The sequence below is a fragment of the Allostreptomyces psammosilenae genome (assembly GCF_013407765.1).
Taxonomy (GTDB): domain Bacteria; phylum Actinomycetota; class Actinomycetes; order Streptomycetales; family Streptomycetaceae; genus Allostreptomyces; species Allostreptomyces psammosilenae.
This window is the reverse complement of record NZ_JACBZD010000001.1, coordinates 1,545,021-1,565,867: the sequence shown is the minus strand read 5'-3', so window position 1 is coordinate 1,565,867 and position 20,847 is coordinate 1,545,021. Positions and strand designations below refer to the sequence as shown.

Genomic DNA, 20,847 nt, shown 5'->3' with positions numbered 1-20,847 from the left:
CCGCCCGCCGGCCCCCGACAAGAGACGTGCATCTGACGGTGAGTCGGTCACTCCGCCTGGGCGTCCGGTGCGTCCTGTTCCAGCACCGGCTCGTCGATCCGGAGCTCCACCGCGACGAACACCACCTCGTCGCCGCCGGTGTTGCGCACGAAATGGCGCCGCGGGAGGAGGTCCTCGCCGTTGTAGCGGGTCAGGCCGGTCGGCAGCGAGCCGACTCCCACCAGGACACCGTCACCGGTCCAGGACTCCCCGGTGCCGCCGGAGACCACCACGGTGATCCACGGATGGCGGTGGGTGTGGGTGGGATGGGTCTCCCCCGGCCTGATGACCTCCCTCCAGCTCTTCACCTGCCGCTCGTCGACCATCAGCGGGACGCCCAGTTCGTCCCAGGGCTCCAGCAGGCCGTCCGGCAGGCCGGTCCCCCCGCCGGCCCGCGCCGCCTCCGGCACCGTTCGGGGCCGCCCGTCCCCGTCCGCCCCACGCACCTCGGACACTCCGCCTCCCAGGACTCTCGTTCGGTCGCTGGCGAGTCTGACTGGCAGTCAGGTTGCCGGTCGAGCGGTCATGGTGGTGCCGATTGCACCAGCGCCACCAGTACTCGCCAGCCGTTCGTCTCGCCGTCGCGGGGCTTTCGCAGGTCGGAGCGGGCGCGGCGCCGGATCGCGACCGGGGCCCGGCGCGGCCGGACCCGGCCGAGGGGACGCCCCGTTCCGGAACTGCTCCGTCCGAGGCCGGGGGGACTCAGCTGAGCCGTTCGACGGTGGCGAGCACGGTGCGGGCCTGGTGCTCGGCCTGGTGGCCGATCGGGATCCAGCGGGGGCGGAAGAGCGTCCGGCACTCCTCGCACCACTGGCCGACCAGCGCGTCGAGCTCCTCCCCGAGCCGGACCGCGGAGCGCTGCTCGCAGCGGCGCAGCAGCCGGGAGAGCATGGCCGAGGTGCGCAGCCCCGCGCGGCGGGCGGCGATCTCCAGGCTGCGGACGCGGGCCACGGTCATCGGCGGGATGGTGGGGTCGTGCGGCCGGCGCCGCGCGATGTCCTCCCAGTCCTCGGCGACCACGGGCGCCACTCGCAGGATGAACCGCGCGGCGCGCAGCAGCGGGTCCGGCTCGCCCGGGAGGAACGGGCGGGCCCGGTCGAGCAGGGCGGCCACCCGGCCCACCCGCTGGTGCAGCGCGCCGGCGGCCTCGCGCAGCGCCCGGTCGGGGTCGGGGTGCGGGCGGTCGTCGGCGACGTCGACCGCCGCCCACATCGGGACCTCCACCACGGCGGTGAGGCCGCCGTACCGGTGGGGGTAGTACCAGGTGGAGCGGACCACCTCGTCCGGGAGGCCGGCGAAGCCCTCGCGGGAGCCCGGGCGGGGCATCAGGTAGACGCCGGGGCCGGCCTCGGTCCAGTAGAAGGCGTCGTAGGGGCCGAGCTCCACCGGGATCTGGAACTCCGCGGCGGACTTGGCGAAGGGTTCGGCGATCCCGGGGACGGCCCGGGTGAGCTGGACGAAGCTGCCGCCGATGTCGACGCCGTGCAGGGTCAGCTGCACGAAGGGGCGCAGTTCGTCGATCACGCCGGTGAGCGCGCGGGTCTCGGGCAGCGGCGTCCCGGCCCGGGGGCCGGCGTGGAACAGCTCGGGCTGCTCGGCGGCCACCGGCCGGAAGAAGTTCCGGTAGGGGTCGGTCAGGGCGAACGGGGTGTCGCCCATCGGCTCGTTCAGCCGCGCGCCGTCGGGGTCGAGGCAGAGCAGCAGGTGCCAGGTCACGTCCGCGCCGCCGTGCGGCCCGTCGTCGGTCAGCAGTCGCTCGGCCAGCCGCAGCAGGGTGGCGCGGCCCACCGGCTCGTTGCAGTGCGCCCCGGCGACCACCAGGGCGTGCCGGGAGCCGTGGCCGATGGAGAGCATGCGCAGCGGTCGGCCGTGTCGCGAGGCGCCGACCCGGCGCAGCCGGCACACGTCGGGGCGGCGGCGGGCCAGCGCGTGGGCGGCGGAGTCGAGTTCGTCCACCGTGGGGTAGCGGGCCGCGCCCCACGCCGGGCCGGTGCCGAAGAGGTCACTCACCGCGCCGTCCGGACTGGTCGGACGAGAACGCCTCCGGGCCTCGGGGTCAGGTCAACCATCTCCGCTCCGCAGTGTGTGCCACCGGTCACCGACGATAGCTGAACGTTCATCATCATCACGTCAATACTTCGCAAAAACGCCGCTTGCGACCACTAGAGTGGCTGGTGCGTACAACGGGGAGGAAAAAGCATGCTGGCACGCAATTGGGTGCTGTGGCTCGGGTTGCTTCTGCTGGTGGGCTCGGTGGTCAACTCGGTGCGCCCCATCGAGGCGCGGGGCGGGCTGGACTGCGGTTCGGTCGTGGCACCGGACGACGCCCAGGCCACCGCCGAGCAGGTGGACACCTGCGACGGGGCGCAGGCGCTGCGCGGCTGGGAGTCCGTGGGGCTGGTCGTCGTGGGCGCGGCGGTGACCGTGGTGGGGGTGCGGCGCCGGAACCGTTGACCGGGTGCCGGGTCGCCGGGCCGGTTCACCGGGCCGGAGGCGTCCGGGCGGGTGCCTGCCGGGTGCCCGTGCCGTCCCGGTCGGCCGATCCGGTCGCCTTGGCGTGCCGGATCCCCGAAGGGCCGCGGACTCCCGCCGGGCGGGAGCACAATGCGTGCATGACCTGTGACGGTGGGCGCGGGCGTCCGCCGGCGGCCGTCGTGCGCGCGGGTGCCCGTCGGCGGGCGAGCGTCCGCGGGCTCCGGCCCCGGCCGGGGACGACCGCGCGGGCTCGGGGAGTCGCCCTGGCGAGCGGGTCGCGTCCACGGGATGGAGGTAGCCACCATGTCGTACACGGCCGGTCGCTTGGCCACGCTGGTGAGGCAGACCCTCGGCAGCCCGCTGCCGGTGCGGCTGCGCGCCTGGGACGGCAGCGAGGCGGGCCCCGACGGCCCGCCGACCCTGGTGGTCCGCGACCGCCGGGCACTGCACCGCCTGCTCTGGAAACCCGGGGAGCTCGGCCTGGCCAGGGCCTGGGTGGCCGGTGAGATCGACGTCGAGGGCGATCTGTACGAGGCACTGGACCGCCTCGGCACGCTGGTCCGGGCCGGCGGCGACGGCGACGGCCCGGCGCCGCCGGCGGGGCGCGTCCCGGCCACCCTGCGGGATCCGAGGATCCGCCAGCTGGCCCGGGAGGCCCTCGCCCTGGCCGGGCCGGCCCTGCCGCCGGCGCCACCGCGCGAGGAGGCCGGACGGCGGCGGGGGGCGCGGCACAGCCCGCGCCGGGACCGCGCCGCGATCAGCCACCACTACGACGTGGGCAACGACTTCTACGCCCTGGTGCTCGGGCCCTCCATGGTCTACTCCTGCGCGTACTGGGCGGGGCCCGACGGCGCGGGGCCGTCGGGCGGCGGGGCGGCGGCGGCCGACGGCACCGTCCGGGGCACCACCCTGGAGGACGCCCAGCGCGCCAAGCTCGACCTGATCTGCCGCAAGCTGGCGCTCCGCCCCGGAGCGCGGCTGCTCGACGTGGGCTGCGGCTGGGGGGCGATGGTCGCGCACGCGGCGGAGCACTACGGGGTGCGCGCGGTGGGCGTCACCCTCTCCGCGGAGCAGGCGGCCTTCGCCCGGGAGCGGATCGCCGCGGCCGGGCTGGGCGACCGGGTGGAGATCCGGGTGCGGGACTACCGGGAGGTCACCGACGGCCCCTACGACGCGATCTCCTCGATCGGGATGGCGGAGCACGTCGGCGCGGCGCGCTACCGGGAGTACGCCGCCGCGCTGTACGGCCTGCTGCGACCGGGCGGGCGCCTGCTCAACCACCAGATCGCCCGCCGGCCGTGGGCCGAGGAGGCGCGGTACCGGGTCGACCGGTTCATCGACCGCTACGTCTTCCCGGACGGGGAGCTGGCCCCACTGGGCAGCACGGTCGCCCTGCTGGAGGAGGCCGGGTTCGAGGTGCGGGACGTGCAGGCGCTCCGCGAGCACTACGCGCTGACGCTGCGGGCCTGGGTGGCGAACCTGGAGGCGAACTGGGCGGCGGCCGTCCGGCTCACCTCGCCGGGGCGGGCGAGGGTCTGGCGGCTGTACATGGCGGCCTCGGCACTGGCCTTCGAGCGGAACCGGCTCGGCGTCAACCAGGTGCTGGCGGTCCGCGCCACGGCGGAGGGCGTCTCCGGCATGCCGCTGGTGAGGGGCCCGTGGGCGGAGCGCGTGGAGGTGGAGCGGCCGGCGGATGAGCCGGCGGCGGAACGGCCCGCCGGGCGGCCGGCGGCGCGACCGGGGACGACCCCGGGCTGAGGGCCCGCCGTGTCCCCGCCCCCGGCGGCGATCGTGGCCGGGGGCGGGGACGCGGCGGGCGGGTCGCCGTGGCGGGGGCGCGGCGGGAACGCGGTGGGGCGTCAGCCCTTCAGCGCGGCGGCGATGGCGTCCGCGAGGGGGGTGGTGGGCCGGCCGATGAGCCGGCGGAGGTCGCCGCTGGTGCCGGCGAGCCGGCCGCGGGCGATCGCGGCGTCCACGTCGACCAGGATCGCGGCCATCGGCTCCGGGACACCCGCGCCGACCAGGACCTCCTGGTACGCGGCCGGCGGCAGCTCGCGGTAGACGACCTCCCGGCCGGAGAGCCTGGTCACCTCGGCGGCGTACTCGGCGAGGCTCCAGGCGACGTCCCCGCTGAGCTCGTACGCCCGGTTCTCGTGGCCCTCGCCGGTCAGCACGGCGACGGCGGCGGCCGCGAAGTCCGCGCGGGAGGCGGAGGCGATCCGGCCCTCGCCCGCGGAGCCGAGCACCGCGCCGTGCTCCAGCGCGGTGGCCAGCTGCCCGGTGTAGTTCTCGTGGTACCAGCCGTTGCGCAGCAGGACGTGGGGCAGGCCGGAGCCGAGGATCACCCGCTCGGTCTCCCGGTGGTCGTCGGCGAGCAGGAAGTCCGCCTCCGGGCCGCCCAGCACGCTGGTGTAGGCGAGCAGGGCGACGCCCGCCCGCCGGGCGGCGTCCACCACGGCCGTGTGCTGGGGCACCCGGCGACCCGCCTCGGTGCCGGAGATGAGCAGCACCTTCTCACCGGCCCGGAAGGCGTCCCGCAGGGTCTCCGGCCGGTCGTAGTCGGCGATCCGCAGCTGGACGCCGCGCGCCGCCAGGTCGGCGGCCCTGTCCCGGTCGCGGACGACGGCGGCCACCCGCTCCGCCGGCACCTTCTCCAGCAGGCCATCGATGACGAGGCGGCCGAGCTGGCCGGTGGCTCCGGTGATGACGATCATGTCGCTGCTCTCCTGTTCGGGGGATCGGCTGTTCCGTGAACCACCCTAGGAGGAAGCGCTAACTATTTCGAAGTACCCACTTTGAAGTAAGTTACCGGCATGAGCGATAGCGTCACCCGGGTGAGCGGCGGGCCGCGGTGCCCGCAGCGCATGGTCCTGGAGCACGTCACCAGCCGCTGGGGGGTGCTGGTGCTCGCCGCGCTGCTGGAGCGGCCGCACCGCTTCGGCGAGCTGCGCCGCGCCGTCGGCGGGGTGACCGAGAAGATGCTCACCCAGACCCTGCAGACCCTGGAGCGCGACGGCCTGGTGCACCGCCACGCGCACGCCGTCATCCCGCCGCGGGTGGACTACTCCCTCACCGCGCTCGGCGAGGAGGCCGCCGGACACGTGTGGTCGCTGGCCCGCTGGTCGGAGGAGCGCACGGAGCGGGTGCTCGCCGCGCAGCAGGCGTACGACCGCGCGCGGCGGGAGCGCGCCGCCGGCGGGGCGCCGCGGCACTGAGCCGCCGAGGTCAGCTCCCGGTTCCGGCGTCCGGGTCGGCCGCGTCGAGCACGTCGGTGAGCCGGTGCAGCGTGTCGCGCAGCCGCACCACCTCCTCCAGGCCGAGCCCGGTCGCGGAGACGATCCGCACCGGCACCTCCTCGGCGCGTTCCCGCAGGGCCTCCCCCTGGGCGGTCGGGCGGACGAGCACCGAGCGCTCGTCCCGCGCGCTGCGCTCCTTGCGCACCAGGCCGGCCGCGTCCAGCCGCTTCAGCAGCGGCGACAGCGTGCCGGAGTCGAGCCGCAGCAGCTCGCCGAGCCGCTTGACGGACAGCTCGCCGTGCTCCCACAGCGCCAGCATCACCAGGTACTGCGGGTAGGTGAGGCCAAGGTCCCGCAGCAGCCGCCGGTACAGCCCCCCGAAGGCCCGCGAGGCGGCGTGCAGCGCGAAGCAGATCTGCGCGTCCAGCCGGAGCATCTCGGCACCGGACGGCAGCGCCGCGCCGCCCGCCGACGACGCCTGCCCGGAGTTCGGAGTGGTGACCATGACCTCAAGGATACAACTCAGTTGTGGACAACTAGATTGCGTGCTACTAATTACTCCGGAGCGGGCGCCCGGCCCGCGACCAGGACAGGGAGACGTGATCCGGATGGACGCTCTGTACACCGCCGCGGCGACCGCCAACGGCCGCGAGGGGCGGGCCGTGAGCTCGGACGGCCGGCTCGACCTCACCCTCGCCTTCCCGGCGGCGCTCGGCGGCGACGGCAAGGGAACCAACCCCGAGCAGCTGTTCGCCGCCGGCTACGCGGCCTGCTTCGCCAGCGCGCTCGGCGCCGTCGGCCGGGAGGCGAAGGTGGACACCCGGGACGCCTCGGTCACCGCGGAGGTCGGCATCGGCAAGGACGACGACGGCGGCTTCGCCCTCTCCGTGACCCTGCGCGTCGAACTGCCGGAGGAGCTGCAGAACGCGACCGGGCGCGAGCTCGTGGAGCGGGCGCACCGGTTCTGCCCGTACTCCAAGGCCACCCGCGGGAACATCCCGGTCGAACTCGTCGTGGAGTGACCGGGCCCCGGCGCACCCCGCCGCCTCGCCCGCCCGGCCACGAGGGCTGGGCGGGCGAGGCGCGATCGGCCGTTCAGGCGGCGAAGGACCGGCCGCCGCCGGGGGCGGACGGCTCGGGCCCGGACGGCGCCGGCCCGGGGCTCCTGGAGGGGTGGTGCTCCCACTCCCAGGCGAGCCGCGCGGCGGCCCCGACCGCGGCGACCAGGTCGGGGCGCTCGTCCCCGCCGCGCAGGTGCCGGTACTCGGTCGCGAGGGTGATCAGCACGCGTTCCGGCAGCCCCAGCTCGAAGCCGCCGTCGGCGAGGAACCGCGCGGTCGCCTCCGGCAGGTCGACGCCCCGCTCGAAGCAGTCCGCCGCGTGGTCCCGGAGCCGCTCCAGGTAGCCGATGTGCTCGCGCACTCCCGCGGCGTCCAGCAGCCCGCCGTGGCCCGGGACGACCACCTCGGGGCCGAGACCGAGGATCCGTTCGGCCGCGGCGATGACGCGCTCCAGCGGACCCGCCCAGTGGCAGGGGTGGTCGCCGGCGAAGAGCACGTCCCCCGCGAAGACACCCCCCGCCGCGGCAGGTGGACCACGAGGTCGCCCGCGGTGTGCGCCGGGCCCACCTCCAGCAGTTCCACCGCCAGCGATCCGACCCGCAGCTCCAGCCGTTCGGTGAAGGTGCGGTTCGGGGCGGTCGGTTCCACGGTCGAGAAGTCGAACCCGCCGAAGTGCCGCCGCATGTACCAGCCCATCGGCGAGGCCGGGTCGGTGTCGTGCACCAGGGCGTGCACCTGTTGCGGGGTGGGCTCCGCGTGCAGGTGGTCGTGGTTGTCGGCGGTGCTGATGATCTCGGCGCCCGGGAAGCACTGGTTCCCCCAGCTGTGGTCGCCGTTGCCGTGGGTGTTGACCACCACCTCGACGGAGACGGCGCCCAGCGCCCTTCGGGCCTCGGCGAGTAACGCCTCGGTGAGCGGGACCGTGTAGGGGGTGTCCACGACGGCGGCCACGTCACCGTCGTGGATCAGGCCGATGTTCGCCATCCCCCACGTGCCGCCGTTCGGCAGCCACACCCACACACCCGGTCGGACGATATGAAGATTTCCCATGGTCACGCATGCTTTCCAGGTGGCCCGGGGCGCGTCGATGCCGGTTCCGCACAATGTTCACGGCCGTCACGCCCTGTGCCCCCGACAGCGATCCGCCCCGGGGAACCCTTCCGATCGGTCGAGGGGGCGACGCGGACGCTCCCTCAGGACGGCGGCGCGGCGCCGCTCGCGGTCCGCTCCTCCTCGGGGTGCGCCCCGCCGCCCGGTCCGCCCTCCGTCCCCTCGCTGTACATCCGGGCGATGACGTCCTCGATCGCCGGCTCGCGGACCGAGAGGTCCACCAGCGGGTAGCGGGCGGCGACGGCCGCCACCACCGGGGCGGCGCTGCTGGTGGCGGGGAACGCCAGCCACTGCCGCGGCCCGTCCACCCGGACCACCCGGGCGCCGGCCACCTCGATGGGCGCCGTGACCTCGGCGAGGTCCACCACCAGGGTGCGCTCGCTGCGCCCCACCGCGTGCAGGTCCTCCAGGCCGCCGTCGTGGATCAGCCGGCCGTGGTCGATGACCATCACCCGCGAGCACAGTTGCTCGATGTCGGTCAGGTCGTGGGTGGTCAGCAGCACGGTGGTGCCGGCCTCGGCGTTGACGTCCTTCAGGAACCGCCGCACCCGGTTCTTGGAGACGATGTCGAGGCCGATGGTGGGCTCGTCCAGGTAGAGCACCTCGGGGTCGTGCAGCAGGGCCGCGGCGATGTCGCCCCGCATCCGCTGCCCCAGGGAGAGCTGGCGGACCGGGGTGTCCAGCAGCGGGCCCAGTTCGAGCAGGTCCAGGCAGCGCTCCAGGTTGGCCCGGTAGCGCGCGGCGGGGATGCGGTAGACGCGCCTGGCCAGCTCGTAGGAGTCGCGCAGCGGCAGGTCCCACCACAGGGTGGTGCGCTGGCCGAAGACGACGCCGATGCGCCGGGCGAGCCGGACCCGGTCGCGGGCCGGGTCGACGCCGGCGACCCGCAGCCGGCCGGCGCTCGGCACCAGGATGCCGGTGAGCATCTTGATGGTGGTCGACTTCCCCGCGCCGTTGGGGCCGATGTAGCCGACGCACTCGCCGGCCTCCACGGTGAAGGTCAGGCCGTCGACGGCGCGGACCCGGCGTTTCTCCCGGCGGAACCGGCCGGTCTTGGCGCGGATGGTGAAGGTGCGGGCGACGTCGTCCAGTTCGATCAGGGGCATGGTGCAAGGGCCTTTCGGTCGCGTCGTGTTGGCGGGTCGGCGTGGGTGGGTCAGCTGCCGGTGCCGCGGTAGGCGCGCACGCCGGCGCGCCAGGCGAGCCAGGCGACGGTCGCGGCCAGCGCCGCGGCGAGCGGGGAGGCGAAGTGGAACGCCTCCGGCAGGCCCAACGGGTCCGGACGGTCCAGGACGTGCAGTGCCGGCAGCCAGTTGACGAAGGCCAGCGGGACGCCGAAGACCACACCGGTGACCAGTTCGCGGGCGAAGATCGTCGGCGGGTACTGGAGCATGGTGGCGCCCCCGTAGGTGAAGCTGTTCTGCACCTCGGCCGCGTCGGCGGCCCAGAACTGGAAGGCGGCGCCCGCCACGAAGAGCGCGGCGAAGATCACGGCGCCGCAGACCAGCATCACCGGGACGAGCAGCACCCGGTCCCAGGTCCAGTGCACGTCGACGGCGGTCAGCGACCAGACCAGGACGGCACAGGCCTGCAGGGGCCGGCCCAGCCGGCGCAGCGCGAAGCGGTCGGCGGCCATCTGGGCGAGCACGGGGGCGGGCCGGACCAGCATGGTGTCGAAGGTGCCGAGCCGGACCCGCCGGCCGAGACCCTCGATGCTGCCGACCAGCAGGTCGGCGATCCCGATGGCGAGGCTGGAGGTGGCGTAGAGGAAGGCGACCTCGGGCATCGCCCAGCCGCCGAGGTGGTCGGTGTGCTGGAACATGAGCGCGACGATGACGAAGTCCAGCGTGGTGACGGCCAGGTTGCCGAGCAGCATCATCGCGAAGGAGGCCCGGTAGGTCAGGGCCGAGCGCACCCACATCCCGGCGGTCATCCGCCACACCCGCAGCGACCACAGCGGTCCCGGGCCGCGGTCCGGCGCGGTGGTCCGTTCGGTCAGCGCGTCAGCCACCCTGGACCACCACCTTCCGGGTGGCCAGCCCCTGCACGGCGCGGCCGGCGGCGAGCAGCACCAGCGCCCAGGCTGCCTGGAAGCCGAACGCGGCGGCCAGGTCACCCCCGGTGCGCCGTTCCAGGAAGACGTCCCCGGGGATCTGGATCATCGCCGACCACGGCATGATCCGCGCCACCTCGCCGAGCGCGCCGGGGAAGAGGGCGATCGGCAGCAGCATGCCGGAGAAGAACATGCCGAGGAGCAGGGCGACCGTCCGCAGGCCCTCGGAGTCCAGCAGCCAGAAGCCGGCCAGCGACACCAGGTAGCGGATGCCGAAGCTGACCACGACGGCGAGGGCGACCGAGAGCAGGAAGGCGACCCAGGTCGACGCCGAGACCGGCATGCGCAGGTGGAAGGCGAGGGCGCCGACCGCCAGGGGCACGATGCCGCGGGCGAGGAGGTGGAAGGCGGCCCGGCCGAGGTCGCTGGCCAGCCACCACAGCTGGAAGTCGACCGGCCGGTACAGGTCGACGACGATGTCGCCGTCGCGGATCCGGGTCTGCACGTCGTCCTGGAAGCCGCCGCCCCAGACGGCGACGGTGACCAGCAGGCCCTGGCTGACCCAGATGTAGGTGACGGCCTGGGAGGTGTCGTACCCGCCGAGCCCGGGCCGGGCCTGCCACAGCGCGGCGAAGGTGTAGGCCAGGATGAAGCCGAAGACGGTGTTGGTGAAGAGCCCGGCGAGGGTGGCCGCCCGGTAGGTGGCGTACCGGCGGAACGAGCCGCGGGCGACGGAGCCGTACAGGCCCCAGGCCGCGCCAGCCCCGGCGGGTGGGTGACGCGCCGGCAGACCGGGCGGGGGGTGTCCGTCTTGGGCGGGTTCGTCGGGGTCCGCGGGGGCGGTGGGGGTGGTCGGGGGCATGGTCGTCTCCCTGTCGTCGGTGGGGAGGGCGCGCCGTCGCGGCGAGGCCGGGGAAGTGCCGACAGGCATGCGGGCATGCCTGAGCGCCCCCGGGTCGGTGGCGATCCGGGGGTGGCGGATGTGAGGGCGGTCGTGTTCGGTTCGCGGACTTGTGCCGCGCGAACCCGCCGCGCCGCAGCGTAGCGATCTCGCGGCGCGCGCGCACCGGTTTTTCGGCAGGGGGTCACCGGGGCGGGCGACGCCCGCCCCGGTGGGCGCGGTCCGTGTGGTGGGCCGTCAGTGGGCGGCGGGGATCGCCCGGGACCACGCGTCGAGGAGGCGACGGGCCGAGCCGCCGACGGGGCCGACGGCGTCGGCGAGGACCGCCGGCTCGGGGAGCGCCGCCCCGGCCACCGCGGCCTCCGCCTCCCCCGCGTCCCCGATGGTGGAGGAGCAGACCGCGAGCAGGTAGTCGGGAACGGTCAGCGCCGGGTCCACGCAGCCGACCAGCGGCGTTCCCACGGCGGCGACCAGCGGGAAGACCGTGCCCGGGATGCCGACGGCCACCTCGGCCCGGGCGGAGGCGGTCACCGAGGGAACCTCGCTGATCTCGTAGCGCTCCCAGAGGGTGCGGTCCTCGCGGGGGTGCAGGCCGACCAGGATGCGCTTGCCGGCCGCCGCCAGCTTCTCGGCGGAGGCGAGGAGGAGTTCGGTCCCCGGCGCGGCGCCGCCGGTGCCGTCCGGGTGGGTGACGCTGGTGAGCACCAGAACCAGGTCGGCCTCGGGGCGTCGCGGCGGCAGGTCGTCGGTCTGCGGGGATCCGACGACCCGGATCGGCCGGCGGGTGCCGAGGTGTCGGGCGAAGGCGCGGGACTCGGCCGGCGACGAGGAGGTGATCGAGCGGAGCCGGCGGCGCAGCTCGGCCGCGCGGGGGGCCTGAACGGGCTGGTGGTAGGCGAGCGAGCTGGCGACCAGCGGCAGGCGCCGGAAGTGGGCGGCGCAGTCGGCCGGCCAGTCGCCCGCGCCGGTGACCACCAGCAGGTCGGCGGCGGGGGCGTCCGCGGGGGTGGCCACCGGAACGGGGTCGCCCGGCGCGATCGCGCTCAGGTCCGGTACCAGCTGGGTCAGCCGCCAGCCGCGGCGCGCGGCCTCGGCGAGCAGCGGCCTGACGTGGTAGGTGCCCCAGGGCTCGTTGGTGGCGACCAGCACGCGGGGCCGGTGGGCGCGGGGCGACGCGGAGGCGGGGGCGCCGAGGGCCAGTGCCGCCGCCCCGCCGAGGGCGGCGCCGAGCAGGCCGCGGCGCGACAACAGGTTGGTGTTCACCGCCGGCACGGTAGTGGGCGGTGACGGCCGCCGGGTGAACGCCGGGTGCACGGGGCCGGACGGACCGGCCGGCCCGGGCCGGGTCGCGCCCCGGGTTCCAGGCCGGCTGTCGGATCGGGTGCGGGCCGGATCAGGCCGGTGGTTCGGCGACCATCACCTCGGCCGGGCGGAGCAGCTGGTCGCCGACCCGGTAGCCCGGGCGCAGCACCCGCACGCAGGTGGGCCGGTCCACCGCCGTGGAGTGGGAGAGCGTCACCGCCCGGTGGACGGTGGGGTCGAACGGCTCGCCCTCCCGGCCGAAGGACCGCAGGCCCAGGGCGGCCAGCTGGGCCTGGAGCGTCTCGACGACCGCCTCGAAGCCGGCGACCACCTCGCCGCTCTCGCGGGCCGCGGCGACGGCGTCGAGCACCGGCAGCAGTCCGGCGAGCACGTTGGCCACGGCGATCTCGCGGACCGCGATGCGGTCCCGCCGCACCCGCTTGCGGTAGTTGTCGTACTCGGCCTTCAGCCGTTGCAGGTCGGCGACGCGTTCACGGAGCTCGTCGCGTCGTCCCGCGCCCGGCGGCGGGCCCGCCGGCGGGTCGGCCGGCGGCGGGGTCCCGCCGTGGTCGGTGTCCCGGCCGGCGGGCGTGAGCGGCTTGGGTCCGCCGAGCCCGCACGGCCCGGGGCCGCCGGTGTCCGGGTCGACGCGCCGCAGGTCGCGGACCACCACCGGGGTGGACCGCCGGCCGGGGTGGCGGGAGCGGGGCGGGCGGCGCATCAGGCACCCCCGCGCGGCCGCTCGTCGTCATCGACGATCTCGGCGTCGACCACGTCCTGTTCGCCCTCCCCCGCGCCTGCTGCCGTACCGCCGGCCTGCCCGGGACCGGCCTGTCCGGCTCCCTGGGCCTGGGCGTACATGGCGGTGCCGATCTTCTGGGCGGTGGCGGCGAGCCGGTCGGTGGCGGCCCGGATGGCCGCGGCGTCCTCGCCCCCCAGCTTCTCCTTCAGCTCGGCCAGGGCGGTCTCGACCTCGCCCCGGGTGTCGTCCGGGACGCGTTCGGCGTTCTCCCGGAGCAGCCGCTCGGTGCTGTAGACGAGCGTCTCGGCCTGGTTGCGGGTCTCGGCGGCCTCGCGGCGGCGGTGGTCCTCCTCCGCGTGCTGCTCGGCCTCGCGCATCATCCGCTCGATGTCGTCCTTCGGCAGCGCGGAGCCGCCGGTGACGGTCATCCGCTGCTCCTTGCCGGTGCCGAGGTCCTTGGCGGAGACGTGCATGATGCCGTTGGCGTCGATGTCGAAGGTGACCTCGATCTGCGGCACGCCGCGCGGCGCCGGCGGCAGGCCGGTCAGCTCGAACATGCCGAGCTTCTTGTTGTAGGCCGCGATCTCCCGCTCGCCCTGGTAGACCTGGATCTGCACCGACGGCTGGTTGTCCTCCGCCGTGGTGAAGATCTCCGAGCGCTTGGTCGGGATCGTGGTGTTGCGCTCGATCAGCTTGGTCATGATGCCGCCCTTGGTCTCGATGCCGAGGGACAGCGGGGTGACGTCGAGCAGCAGGACGTCCTTGACCTCGCCCTTGAGCACACCGGCCTGCAGCGAGGCGCCGATCGCCACGACCTCGTCCGGGTTCACGCCCTTGTGCGGCTCCTTGCCGGTCATCTCCACGACCAGTTCGGTCACCGCCGGCATGCGGGTGGAGCCGCCGACCAGGATCACGTGGTTGATGTCGGTGAGCTGGATCCCGGCGTCCTTGATCGCCTGGTGGAAGGGCTGCTTGCAGCGCTCCAGCAGGTCGGCGGTGAGCTGCTGGAACTGCGCCCGGGTGAGCCGCTCGTCCAGGTGCAGCGGCCCGTCCGGGGAGGCGCTGATGTAGGGCAGGTTGACGCTGGTCTCGGTCGCGGCGGACAGCTCGATCTTGGCCCGCTCGGCGGCCTCCCGCAGCCGCTGCGCGGCCATCTTGTCCTTGGACAGGTCGATCCCGTAGGCGCCCTGGAAGCGCTTGACCAGGTGGTCGACGATGCGCTGGTCCCAGTCGTCGCCACCGAGGTGGGTGTCGCCGGCGGTGGACTTCACCTCCACCACGCCCTCGCCGATCTCCAGCAGCGAGACGTCGAAGGTGCCGCCGCCGAGGTCGAAGACCAGGATGGTCTGGTCGTTCTCCTTGTCCAGGCCGTAGGCCAGGGCGGCGGAGGTCGGCTCGTTGATGATCCGCAGGACGTTCAGGCCGGCGATCTCACCGGCCTCCTTGGTGGCGGTGCGCTGGGCGTCGTTGAAGTAGGCCGGGACGGTGATCACCGCGTCGGTGACCTCCTCGCCCAGGTATGCCTCGGCGTCGCGCTTGAGCTTCTGCAGCACCCGCGCGGAGATCTCCTGGGCGGTGTACCGCTTGCCGTCCACGGCGCCGGACTCGGGGAAGCGCCAGTGCGGCTCGCCCATGTGGCGCTTGACCGACCGGGCGGTGCGCTCGACGTTGGTGACCGCCTGCCGTTTGGCGACCTCGCCGACGAGCACCTCGCCGCCCTTGCCGAAGGCCACCACCGACGGGGTGGTCCGCGCCCCCTCGGTGTTGGCGATGACGGTGGGTTCACCGCCCTCCAGAACGCAGACGACCGAGTTCGTGGTACCGAGGTCGATACCGACCGCGCGCGCCATGTCAGTTGTCCCTCCTCGTGGACGGTTCGCGGTGCCGGGGCCCCGAGACCTCACCCAGGGTGGCTCCTACGGCTCTGACCAGCACCTTTGGCGGCATCTGCGGCGAGTGGCCACAGCACCTGGATAGAACCGGAGCGGACCGATGTCAAGATTTCAGGAATATCACCATACTGCTGATTTTCGCCCGATTCGCCCGGGACGCTCGGGTGTCGGTCAGGCTCCGCCCTCCACGGGCGGCCCGCCGCCCTGGAGCGCCCTGGCACCCTCCCGGACCCGGGGCAGCAGCGCCTGCAGCATCCGGCCGGGGCAGTCGGTGTGGAAGCCGTCCTGGTGGCCGGAGACGACCGCGAAGTCGCCCGGGGTGTCCTCGGCGTAGCGGCTGTCGCTGTTGGAGGAGACCAGCGTGGTGGTGCCGGCGGCGTCCCGCCCGAAGAGACCGAGCTTCCACGCGATGATCCGCTCCAGGCCGCGCAGCGCCTCCTCGGAGGGCGCGACGTCGGTGAAGGTCCCGAGCACGGCGACGCCGATGGTGTCGATGTTGAAGCCGGTGGTGTGCGCGCCGAGGATGGCCTCGGTGATCCCCCCGGCGCGGCCCTCGTAGATCGTGCCGCACTTGTCGACCAGGAAGTTGTACCCGATGTCCCGCCAGCCGTTGCCGGTGACGTGGTACAGGTAGATGGACTTGATCAGGGCGGGCGCGTCGGCGCAGCTGTAGTCGTTGCCCGAGCCGGTGTGGTGCACGAAGGCGGCCTTGACGGTCGCGGTGTAGGCGAAGGCGCTGTCGCGGACCGACTCGTCGGCGCCCCACTGCGCCCGGGTGACGATCTCCGGGCGGGGGGCCCGCAGGTCGGGGGAACCGGGCGGGGTGCCGCCGGCCGCCTGCCCGCCGGCACCGGCGCCACCGGCCGCGCCCTCACCGGCCGCCCCGGCGCCGGCGGCCCCGCCGGCGCCGCCCAGCCAGGTCTGCCAGTCCGTTCCGGCCAGGGCGCCGCCGGGCCGCGGCTCCGGCTCCCCGGCCGGGGCCGTCGCGGTCGTCGCGACGACCGGCGCCGCGACGACCGCGGCACCGGCGGCCGGCGCCGGCCCCGCCACCGCCGGCAGCACCGCGGGCAGCGCCGCCGGCCCGGTGTCCGCCGGCCGTCCGGGCGTGTTCACCACGATGGTCCCGCCGCCGCCGGAGGACTCCTTGCCCGGGGACTCCACCGGGAGGTCGCCGGGGTTGACCAGGTCGAGGCGGAGCCCGGCCGGGAAGGGCTGCTCGGCCGCCGGGGCCGCGGCCGACGCCGCGCCGTCCCGGCCGGCGTCCTGGTGGCCGTCCCCGCCCTCGGGCTCGACCTGGACCATCCGCACCTCCACGCCGTCGGACGCGCCGACCCACAGCGGCGCCGTGCCGCCGCGGACCCGGTCGCCGCCCTCGTCGGAGGGCGCGTCGGGCGCGTCGTCCGGGTGGATCTCCAGCGGCTGCCACTCCCCCCACTCCTGGGTCTCCATGTCCCGCACCCGGACCTCGACGGTGGCGTGGAGGGCGGCCGTGGGCTCCTCCCAGGTGACCCCGACCAGGCTGAAGGGATCCATGTCGAGGCGGTCCAGGGTGAGCGAGGCGGGGCGGCCGGGAGCCGCCGGGGTGAGCGTCGCCGGCAGCCGGGAGGTGGTGTCCGGGTTCTCCTCGGAGGCCGTCAGCGGCACGGCGTACATGATCCCGCCCTCCGGCACCGTGCCGGGCGCGGCGGGTGCGACCCCGCCGGCGCCGCCGGGGTCGTCGCCCCCCCGGGTGCCTCGCGGGCCGTCGGAGGGCCGGTCGCCGCGCCCCGCCGAGGCAGCCGGTTCGGGGTCCGGTCGGTGCGGCGGGTTGGCGATGGCCTGTGGCAGGGCGGCGAGCACGACGGCGCAGCCGAGCCCGACGACGGTGCTGGTGGTAGCGCGCATGCCCTGGACCTACCGCGGTGACCGCGACTTCGCACCATCCGACCGGCCGTTGGAGTGACACGGGTCACCAGTTCGATCACGGTGCGCCGTTCCCCCACGCCGGGCCGCGCCCGCCGCGCGCGCTCCGCGGCGCGGGAGCCCCACGGTTCACCGGTCGGTAGCACGGAGAACACCTGCCCTCGCTATAAAGGGGGCGGCGGCCGCCCACCGCGGCCCGCCCCTCTTCCCCGCGCCCCCACCCCGGCGCGATGACAGCCCCTCAGCACGGCATGACAGGTCATCATTGACGCGCAGTGTCATAAGGAGCATGCTGTGTCCCCGGGGGCCTCACGAAGCGAATCCGCGTTCCCCCGTCACCGCCTGACGAAACGTCGCCTTTCCCATCGGAGGAGTCCAGCGATGGACATCATCATCGAGGAAGACACCTGCGTCGCCGCCGGCCAGTGCGTGATGGTCGCGCCCGCCGTGTTCGACCAGAGCGAGGAGGACGGCAGCGTGATCGTCCTCGACGCCAACCCGCCGGAGAGCGAGCACGAGAACGTGCGCGAGGCGGCCATGCTGTGCCCGTCCGCGGCCATCCGCCTCCAGGAACAGCTGGACGCGTGAGAGGGATGACGGAGCCGGCCGGGCCGATCGCCGAGGGGCGCGCATGAGCACCGACGTCACCGACGTCCTGGTGGTGGGGGCGTCGGCCGGCGGCCTCGGCGTCGCGGAGGCGCTGCGCCGCAGGGGGCATGAAGGAACGATTCGGCTGGTCGGCGCGGAGACGCACCCGCCCTACGACCGGCCGCCGCTGTCCAAGCAGGTGCTCTCCGGGGCCTGGGCCCCGGAGAAGACCCACCTGCGCCGCGAGGCCGACCTGGAGAAGCTGGGGCTGGAGTTCGTCCTGGGGCGGCGCGCGGTGGGCCTGGACACCGGGGCGCGCGCCGTCCACCTGGACGACGGACGACGGCTGGGCTACCGCACGCTGGTCGTCGCCACCGGCCTGGCCCCCCGGCGGCTGCCGTTCCACGAGGACCTGGACGGGGTGCACACCCTGCGCACCCTGGACGACAGCCTGGCGCTGCGGCGGGAGCTGCTGGCCGCCCGCCGGCTGGCCGTGATCGGCGCCGGGGTGCTCGGTTGCGAGATCGCCGCGACCGCCCGCGGTCTCGGACTCGACGTGACCCTGATCGATCCGCTGCCCACCCCGATGGCGCGCCAGCTGGGGGAGGAACTCGGCGGGATGCTCGCCGCCCTGCACGCCGAGCACGGCGTGCGGCTGCGCACCGGGGTCGGGGTGGCCGCCCTGACCAGCGAGAAGGGGCGGGTCAGCGGGGTGCGGCTGGGCGACGGGGAGACCGTCCCGGCCGAGGTGGTGGTGGTGACGGTGGGCTCCACCCCGGGGACGGGGTGGCTGGAGGGCAGCGGGCTGCCCCTGGAGGACGGGCTGGTCTGCGACTCGCGCTGCCGGGCGCTGCCGGACGTCTACGCCGTCGGCGACGTGGCGCGCTGGCACGACGCGAGGCTGGGGGGCGGCGTCCGGTTGGAGAACCGGACCAACGCCACCGAGCAGGCGCTGGCCGTGGCGGCGAACATCCTCGGCGCCGACCGGCCCTACACCCCGGTCCCCTACTTCTGGACCGACCAGTACGACGCGAGGATCCAGGTCTACGGCACCATCCCGGCGGACGCCGGGATCCGGGTCGTCGAGGGCGCGCCCGCGGCGGGCAGGTTCGTGGCACTGGCCTCCTCGGGCGGGAAGGTCACCGGGGCCGTGGGCTGGAACAGCCCCAAGGGCGCCCGGCTGGCGCGGCAGCACGTCGTGCAGGCCCTGGAGGGGGCGGCCGGCTGAGCGCGCACGACCACGGCCGGAACATGTGAAGACATCTTCATGTGTTCCGGTATGGTGGAGGGGCTCCCGCCCCTCCACCGAAGAGGTGTGCCCTCGATGCCCCCCACGCTGGTCGACAACCGGCCCGCCGCGCCCGCCGGCCCCGTCCCCGCGGCGCGGCCGCGCCGCACCCGGGTGTTCGCCCTGCCGGAGGTGCGCTGGGCGACGGCCGCCACCGTCGCCTTCCTGCTCGCCTTCCCGCTCCAACTGGCCGGCGCGCCGGCGTGGCTGTGGGGGCCGCTCTACGCGGTCTGCTACGCCGCGGGCGGCTGGGAGCCCGGCTGGTCCGGCCTGCGGGCGCTGCGGGAGCGCACGCTGGACGTGGACGTCCTGATGGTCGTCGCGGCCCTCGGCGCGGCGGCCATCGGACAGGTCCTGGACGGCGCCCTGCTCATCGTCATCTTCGCCACCTCCGGCGCGCTGGAGGCGCTGGCCACCCAGCGCACCGCCGACTCCGTGCGGGGCCTGCTGGACCTCGCCCCGGCCACCGCCGTCCGGCTCCGCGCCGGGGAGGCGGAGGCCGAGGAGCAGGTGGCCGTCACCGACCTGCGGGTCGGCGACGTGGTCCTGGTGCGGCCCGGCGAGCGGGTGGCGGCGGACGGCGTCGTGCTGGACGGCGCCAGCGAGGTCGACCAGGCCACCATCACCGGCGAGCCGCTGCCGGCGCCCAAGCGCCCCGGTGACGAGGTGTTCGCCGGCACCCTGAACGGCACCGGCTTCCTGCGGGTGCGGGTGGAACGGGACGCCTCCGAGTCGGTCATCGCCCGGATCGTCGCGATGGTCGAGGAGGCCAGCGAGACCAAGGCGCCGACCCAGCTGTTCATCGAGAAGGTCGAGCAGCGCTACTCCGTCGGCGTCGTACTCGCCACCCTGGCGCTCTTCGCGGTCCCGCTGGCGCTCGGCGCCGACTTCACCGAGACCCTGCTGCGCGCCATGACCTTCATGATCGTGGCATCGCCGTGCGCCGTGGTGCTCGCCACCATGCCTCCACTGCTCTCCGCGATCGCGAACGCCGGGCGGCACGGCGTGCTGGTCAAGTCCGCGGTGGTGATGGAACGCCTGGGCACGGTCACCCACGTCGCCTTCGACAAGACCGGCACCCTCACCGAAGGCGCCCCGCGGGTCGCCGAGGTGCTCCCGCTGACCGGGGCCGACACCGTCGCCCCGGGCGGCGGGACGGGTGCGGCCGGCGGGGCGTCGGCCGCGGACGCCGTGCTCGCCCTGGCCGCCGCCGCCGAGCACCCCAGCGAGCACCCGCTCGCCGGAGCCGTGGTAGCCGCCGCGCGGGAGCGGGCACTGCCCCTGGAGCCGGCGCGGGAGTTCTCCTCGGCCCCGGGCCGCGGGGTGCGGGCGGTCGTCTCCGGGCACGAGGTGCGGGTCGGCAGCCCGGCCGCGCTGCTGGGCGCGGACCCGGACGGCCGAGGCGCGGACCGGGACGGCGCCGGGGCGGCCGAGGGCGTCGGGGGCGAGGCGGTGCGCGCCGCCCGCGACGTGGTGGCGCGGGTCGAGGGGGCCGGCCGCACCGCGGTGGTGGTGCTCGTCGACGACGTCCCCGCCGGGGTGCTGGCGATCGCCGACCGGATCCGGCCCGGAGCCGCCCGGGCGGTCGCGGCACTGGACGCCCTCACCGGCGGCACGCCGACGCTGCTGACCGGCGACAACCCGCGCGCCGCCGCCCGCCTGGGCGAGGAGGTGGGCATCACCGACGTGCGCGCCGGCCTGCTCCCCCAGGACAAGGTCGCCGCGGTCCGCTCGCTGGCGGCCGAGGGCGGGAAGGTGCTGGTGGTCGGCGACGGCGTCAACGACGCGCCGGCACTGGCCGCCGCGCACACCGGCATCGCCATGGGGCGCGCGGGCTCCGACCTGGCGCTGGAGACGGCCGACGCGGTGGTCGTCCGCGACGAGCTCGCCACCGTCCCGGCGGTGGTCGCGCTCTCCCGCCAGGCCCGCCGACTGGTGACGCAGAACCTGGTCATCGCGGGGGTCTGCATCGGCGTCCTGGTGGTCTGGGACCTCGCCGGGCACCTGCCGCTGCCGCTCGGCGTCGCGGGCCACGAGGGATCCACCGTCCTGGTGGGGCTCAACGGGCTGCGCCTGCTCCGCGAGTCCGCCTGGCGCCGGGCCCTGCGGGCCGGGCACCCCGCCTCCTGACGCGTCCCTCCCGGCGGGGCCGCTCCCTCCGCGCGGGCCCGCCCCGGGGATGAGCCGGCGGTCCACCCCGTGGCCGGTGTCCCGCCGGCCGGTGTCCCGCCGGCCGTCGGCATGGCACTGTGGCTGCC

19 protein-coding genes and 1 pseudogene are annotated in these 20,847 nt (G+C 75.3%); 7 read left to right on the top strand and 13 right to left on the bottom strand.

Features of this window, described 5'->3' with window-relative positions:
• Positions 1 to 47: 47 nt before the first annotated feature.
• Together FHU37_RS06250 and FHU37_RS06245 are read right to left on the bottom strand one after the other, a co-directional pair.
• Positions 48 to 494 carry a hypothetical protein gene (locus FHU37_RS06250; RefSeq protein WP_179813209.1) on the bottom strand — a complete coding sequence of 149 codons (447 nt, stop codon included), beginning with the start codon at positions 492 to 494 and terminating at the stop codon, positions 48 to 50.
• A gap of 247 nt (positions 495 to 741) precedes the next feature.
• Positions 742 to 2,049 carry a M14 family zinc carboxypeptidase gene (locus FHU37_RS06245; RefSeq protein ID WP_312892459.1) on the bottom strand — a complete coding sequence of 436 codons (1,308 nt, stop codon included), beginning with the start codon at positions 2,047 to 2,049 and terminating at the stop codon, positions 742 to 744.
• A gap of 189 nt (positions 2,050 to 2,238) precedes the next feature.
• On the opposite strand from FHU37_RS06245, the gene FHU37_RS06240 reads away from it, so the two are divergent.
• Both FHU37_RS06240 and FHU37_RS06235 read left to right on the top strand, forming a co-directional pair.
• Positions 2,239 to 2,493: a hypothetical protein gene (locus tag FHU37_RS06240; RefSeq protein WP_179813208.1), complete on the top strand. Its 255-nt coding sequence runs from the start codon at positions 2,239 to 2,241 to the stop codon at positions 2,491 to 2,493.
• Between the two features lie 324 nt (positions 2,494 to 2,817).
• A complete protein-coding gene (locus tag FHU37_RS06235) occupies positions 2,818 to 4,272 on the top strand; it encodes a class I SAM-dependent methyltransferase (RefSeq protein ID WP_179813207.1) in 1,455 nt (484 codons plus the stop codon).
• Positions 4,273 to 4,373: 101 nt separating this feature from the next.
• Here FHU37_RS06235 and FHU37_RS06230 read toward each other — a convergent pair whose 3' ends face one another.
• The gene (locus FHU37_RS06230; RefSeq protein WP_179813206.1) at positions 4,374 to 5,228 is read right to left on the bottom strand and encodes an SDR family oxidoreductase; all 855 of its coding nucleotides are present in this window, start codon (positions 5,226 to 5,228) and stop codon (positions 4,374 to 4,376) included.
• A gap of 99 nt (positions 5,229 to 5,327) precedes the next feature.
• Between FHU37_RS06230 and FHU37_RS06225 the strand changes: the two genes are divergently transcribed.
• On the top strand, positions 5,328 to 5,729 hold the full coding sequence (locus tag FHU37_RS06225; protein WP_179813205.1) for a winged helix-turn-helix transcriptional regulator: 402 nt from the start codon (positions 5,328 to 5,330) through the stop codon (positions 5,727 to 5,729).
• A gap of 10 nt (positions 5,730 to 5,739) precedes the next feature.
• On the opposite strand, the gene FHU37_RS06220 is transcribed toward FHU37_RS06225, so the two are convergent.
• Positions 5,740 to 6,255 (bottom strand): MarR family winged helix-turn-helix transcriptional regulator, encoded by a 516-nt coding sequence (locus FHU37_RS06220; protein WP_179813204.1) that lies wholly within the window; start codon positions 6,253 to 6,255, stop codon positions 5,740 to 5,742.
• 103 nt (positions 6,256 to 6,358) lie between these two features.
• On the opposite strand from FHU37_RS06220, the gene FHU37_RS06215 reads away from it, so the two are divergent.
• Positions 6,359 to 6,772, top strand: a complete 414-nt coding sequence (locus FHU37_RS06215) for an organic hydroperoxide resistance protein (RefSeq protein ID WP_179813203.1) — start codon at positions 6,359 to 6,361, stop codon at positions 6,770 to 6,772.
• A 73-nt stretch (positions 6,773 to 6,845) separates the two neighbouring features.
• On the opposite strand, the gene FHU37_RS27830 is transcribed toward FHU37_RS06215, so the two are convergent.
• The 9 genes and pseudogenes from FHU37_RS27830 to FHU37_RS06170 form a co-directional block, all read right to left on the bottom strand.
• On the bottom strand, positions 6,846 to 7,307 hold the full coding sequence (locus FHU37_RS27830) for an MBL fold metallo-hydrolase (protein WP_246449607.1): 462 nt from the start codon (positions 7,305 to 7,307) through the stop codon (positions 6,846 to 6,848).
• Positions 7,308 to 7,381: 74 nt separating this feature from the next.
• Positions 7,382 to 7,795: pseudogene (locus FHU37_RS29490) on the bottom strand (MBL fold metallo-hydrolase); the annotation flags it as partial.
• A gap of 209 nt (positions 7,796 to 8,004) precedes the next feature.
• Positions 8,005 to 9,027 (bottom strand): ABC transporter ATP-binding protein, encoded by a 1,023-nt coding sequence (locus tag FHU37_RS06200; protein ID WP_179813200.1) that lies wholly within the window; start codon positions 9,025 to 9,027, stop codon positions 8,005 to 8,007.
• 50 nt (positions 9,028 to 9,077) lie between these two features.
• The gene (locus tag FHU37_RS06195; protein WP_179816069.1) at positions 9,078 to 9,854 is read right to left on the bottom strand and encodes an ABC transporter permease; all 777 of its coding nucleotides are present in this window, start codon (positions 9,852 to 9,854) and stop codon (positions 9,078 to 9,080) included.
• A 70-nt stretch (positions 9,855 to 9,924) separates the two neighbouring features.
• Complete coding sequence (locus FHU37_RS06190; protein WP_179813199.1) at positions 9,925 to 10,836, bottom strand: ABC transporter permease; 912 nt, start codon at positions 10,834 to 10,836, stop codon at positions 9,925 to 9,927.
• A gap of 276 nt (positions 10,837 to 11,112) precedes the next feature.
• Positions 11,113 to 12,138 (bottom strand): hypothetical protein, encoded by a 1,026-nt coding sequence (locus tag FHU37_RS06185; RefSeq protein ID WP_312892458.1) that lies wholly within the window; start codon positions 12,136 to 12,138, stop codon positions 11,113 to 11,115.
• Positions 12,139 to 12,268: 130 nt separating this feature from the next.
• Positions 12,269 to 12,898: a nucleotide exchange factor GrpE gene (grpE, locus tag FHU37_RS06180; RefSeq protein WP_179813198.1), complete on the bottom strand. Its 630-nt coding sequence runs from the start codon at positions 12,896 to 12,898 to the stop codon at positions 12,269 to 12,271.
• Positions 12,898 to 14,769, bottom strand: a complete 1,872-nt coding sequence (gene dnaK / locus FHU37_RS06175; RefSeq protein ID WP_179813197.1) for a molecular chaperone DnaK — start codon at positions 14,767 to 14,769, stop codon at positions 12,898 to 12,900. The genes grpE and dnaK overlap by 1 nt, the downstream gene beginning before the upstream one ends.
• Before the next feature lie 213 nt (positions 14,770 to 14,982).
• A complete protein-coding gene (locus FHU37_RS06170; protein ID WP_179813196.1) occupies positions 14,983 to 16,695 on the bottom strand; it encodes a peptidoglycan recognition protein family protein in 1,713 nt (570 codons plus the stop codon).
• A gap of 399 nt (positions 16,696 to 17,094) precedes the next feature.
• Here FHU37_RS06170 and FHU37_RS06165 point away from each other — a divergent pair, with 399 nt between their 5' ends.
• The 3 genes from FHU37_RS06165 to FHU37_RS06155 all read left to right on the top strand — a co-directional run bounded on the left by FHU37_RS06165 (position 17,095) and on the right by FHU37_RS06155 (position 20,719).
• Positions 17,095 to 17,301: a ferredoxin gene (locus tag FHU37_RS06165; protein WP_179813195.1), complete on the top strand. Its 207-nt coding sequence runs from the start codon at positions 17,095 to 17,097 to the stop codon at positions 17,299 to 17,301.
• Positions 17,302 to 17,344: 43 nt separating this feature from the next.
• Positions 17,345 to 18,529 (top strand): NAD(P)/FAD-dependent oxidoreductase, encoded by a 1,185-nt coding sequence (locus FHU37_RS06160; RefSeq protein WP_179813194.1) that lies wholly within the window; start codon positions 17,345 to 17,347, stop codon positions 18,527 to 18,529.
• 96 nt (positions 18,530 to 18,625) lie between these two features.
• A complete protein-coding gene (locus tag FHU37_RS06155; protein ID WP_179813193.1) occupies positions 18,626 to 20,719 on the top strand; it encodes a heavy metal translocating P-type ATPase in 2,094 nt (697 codons plus the stop codon).
• The last annotated feature ends 128 nt before the right edge of the window (positions 20,720 to 20,847 follow it).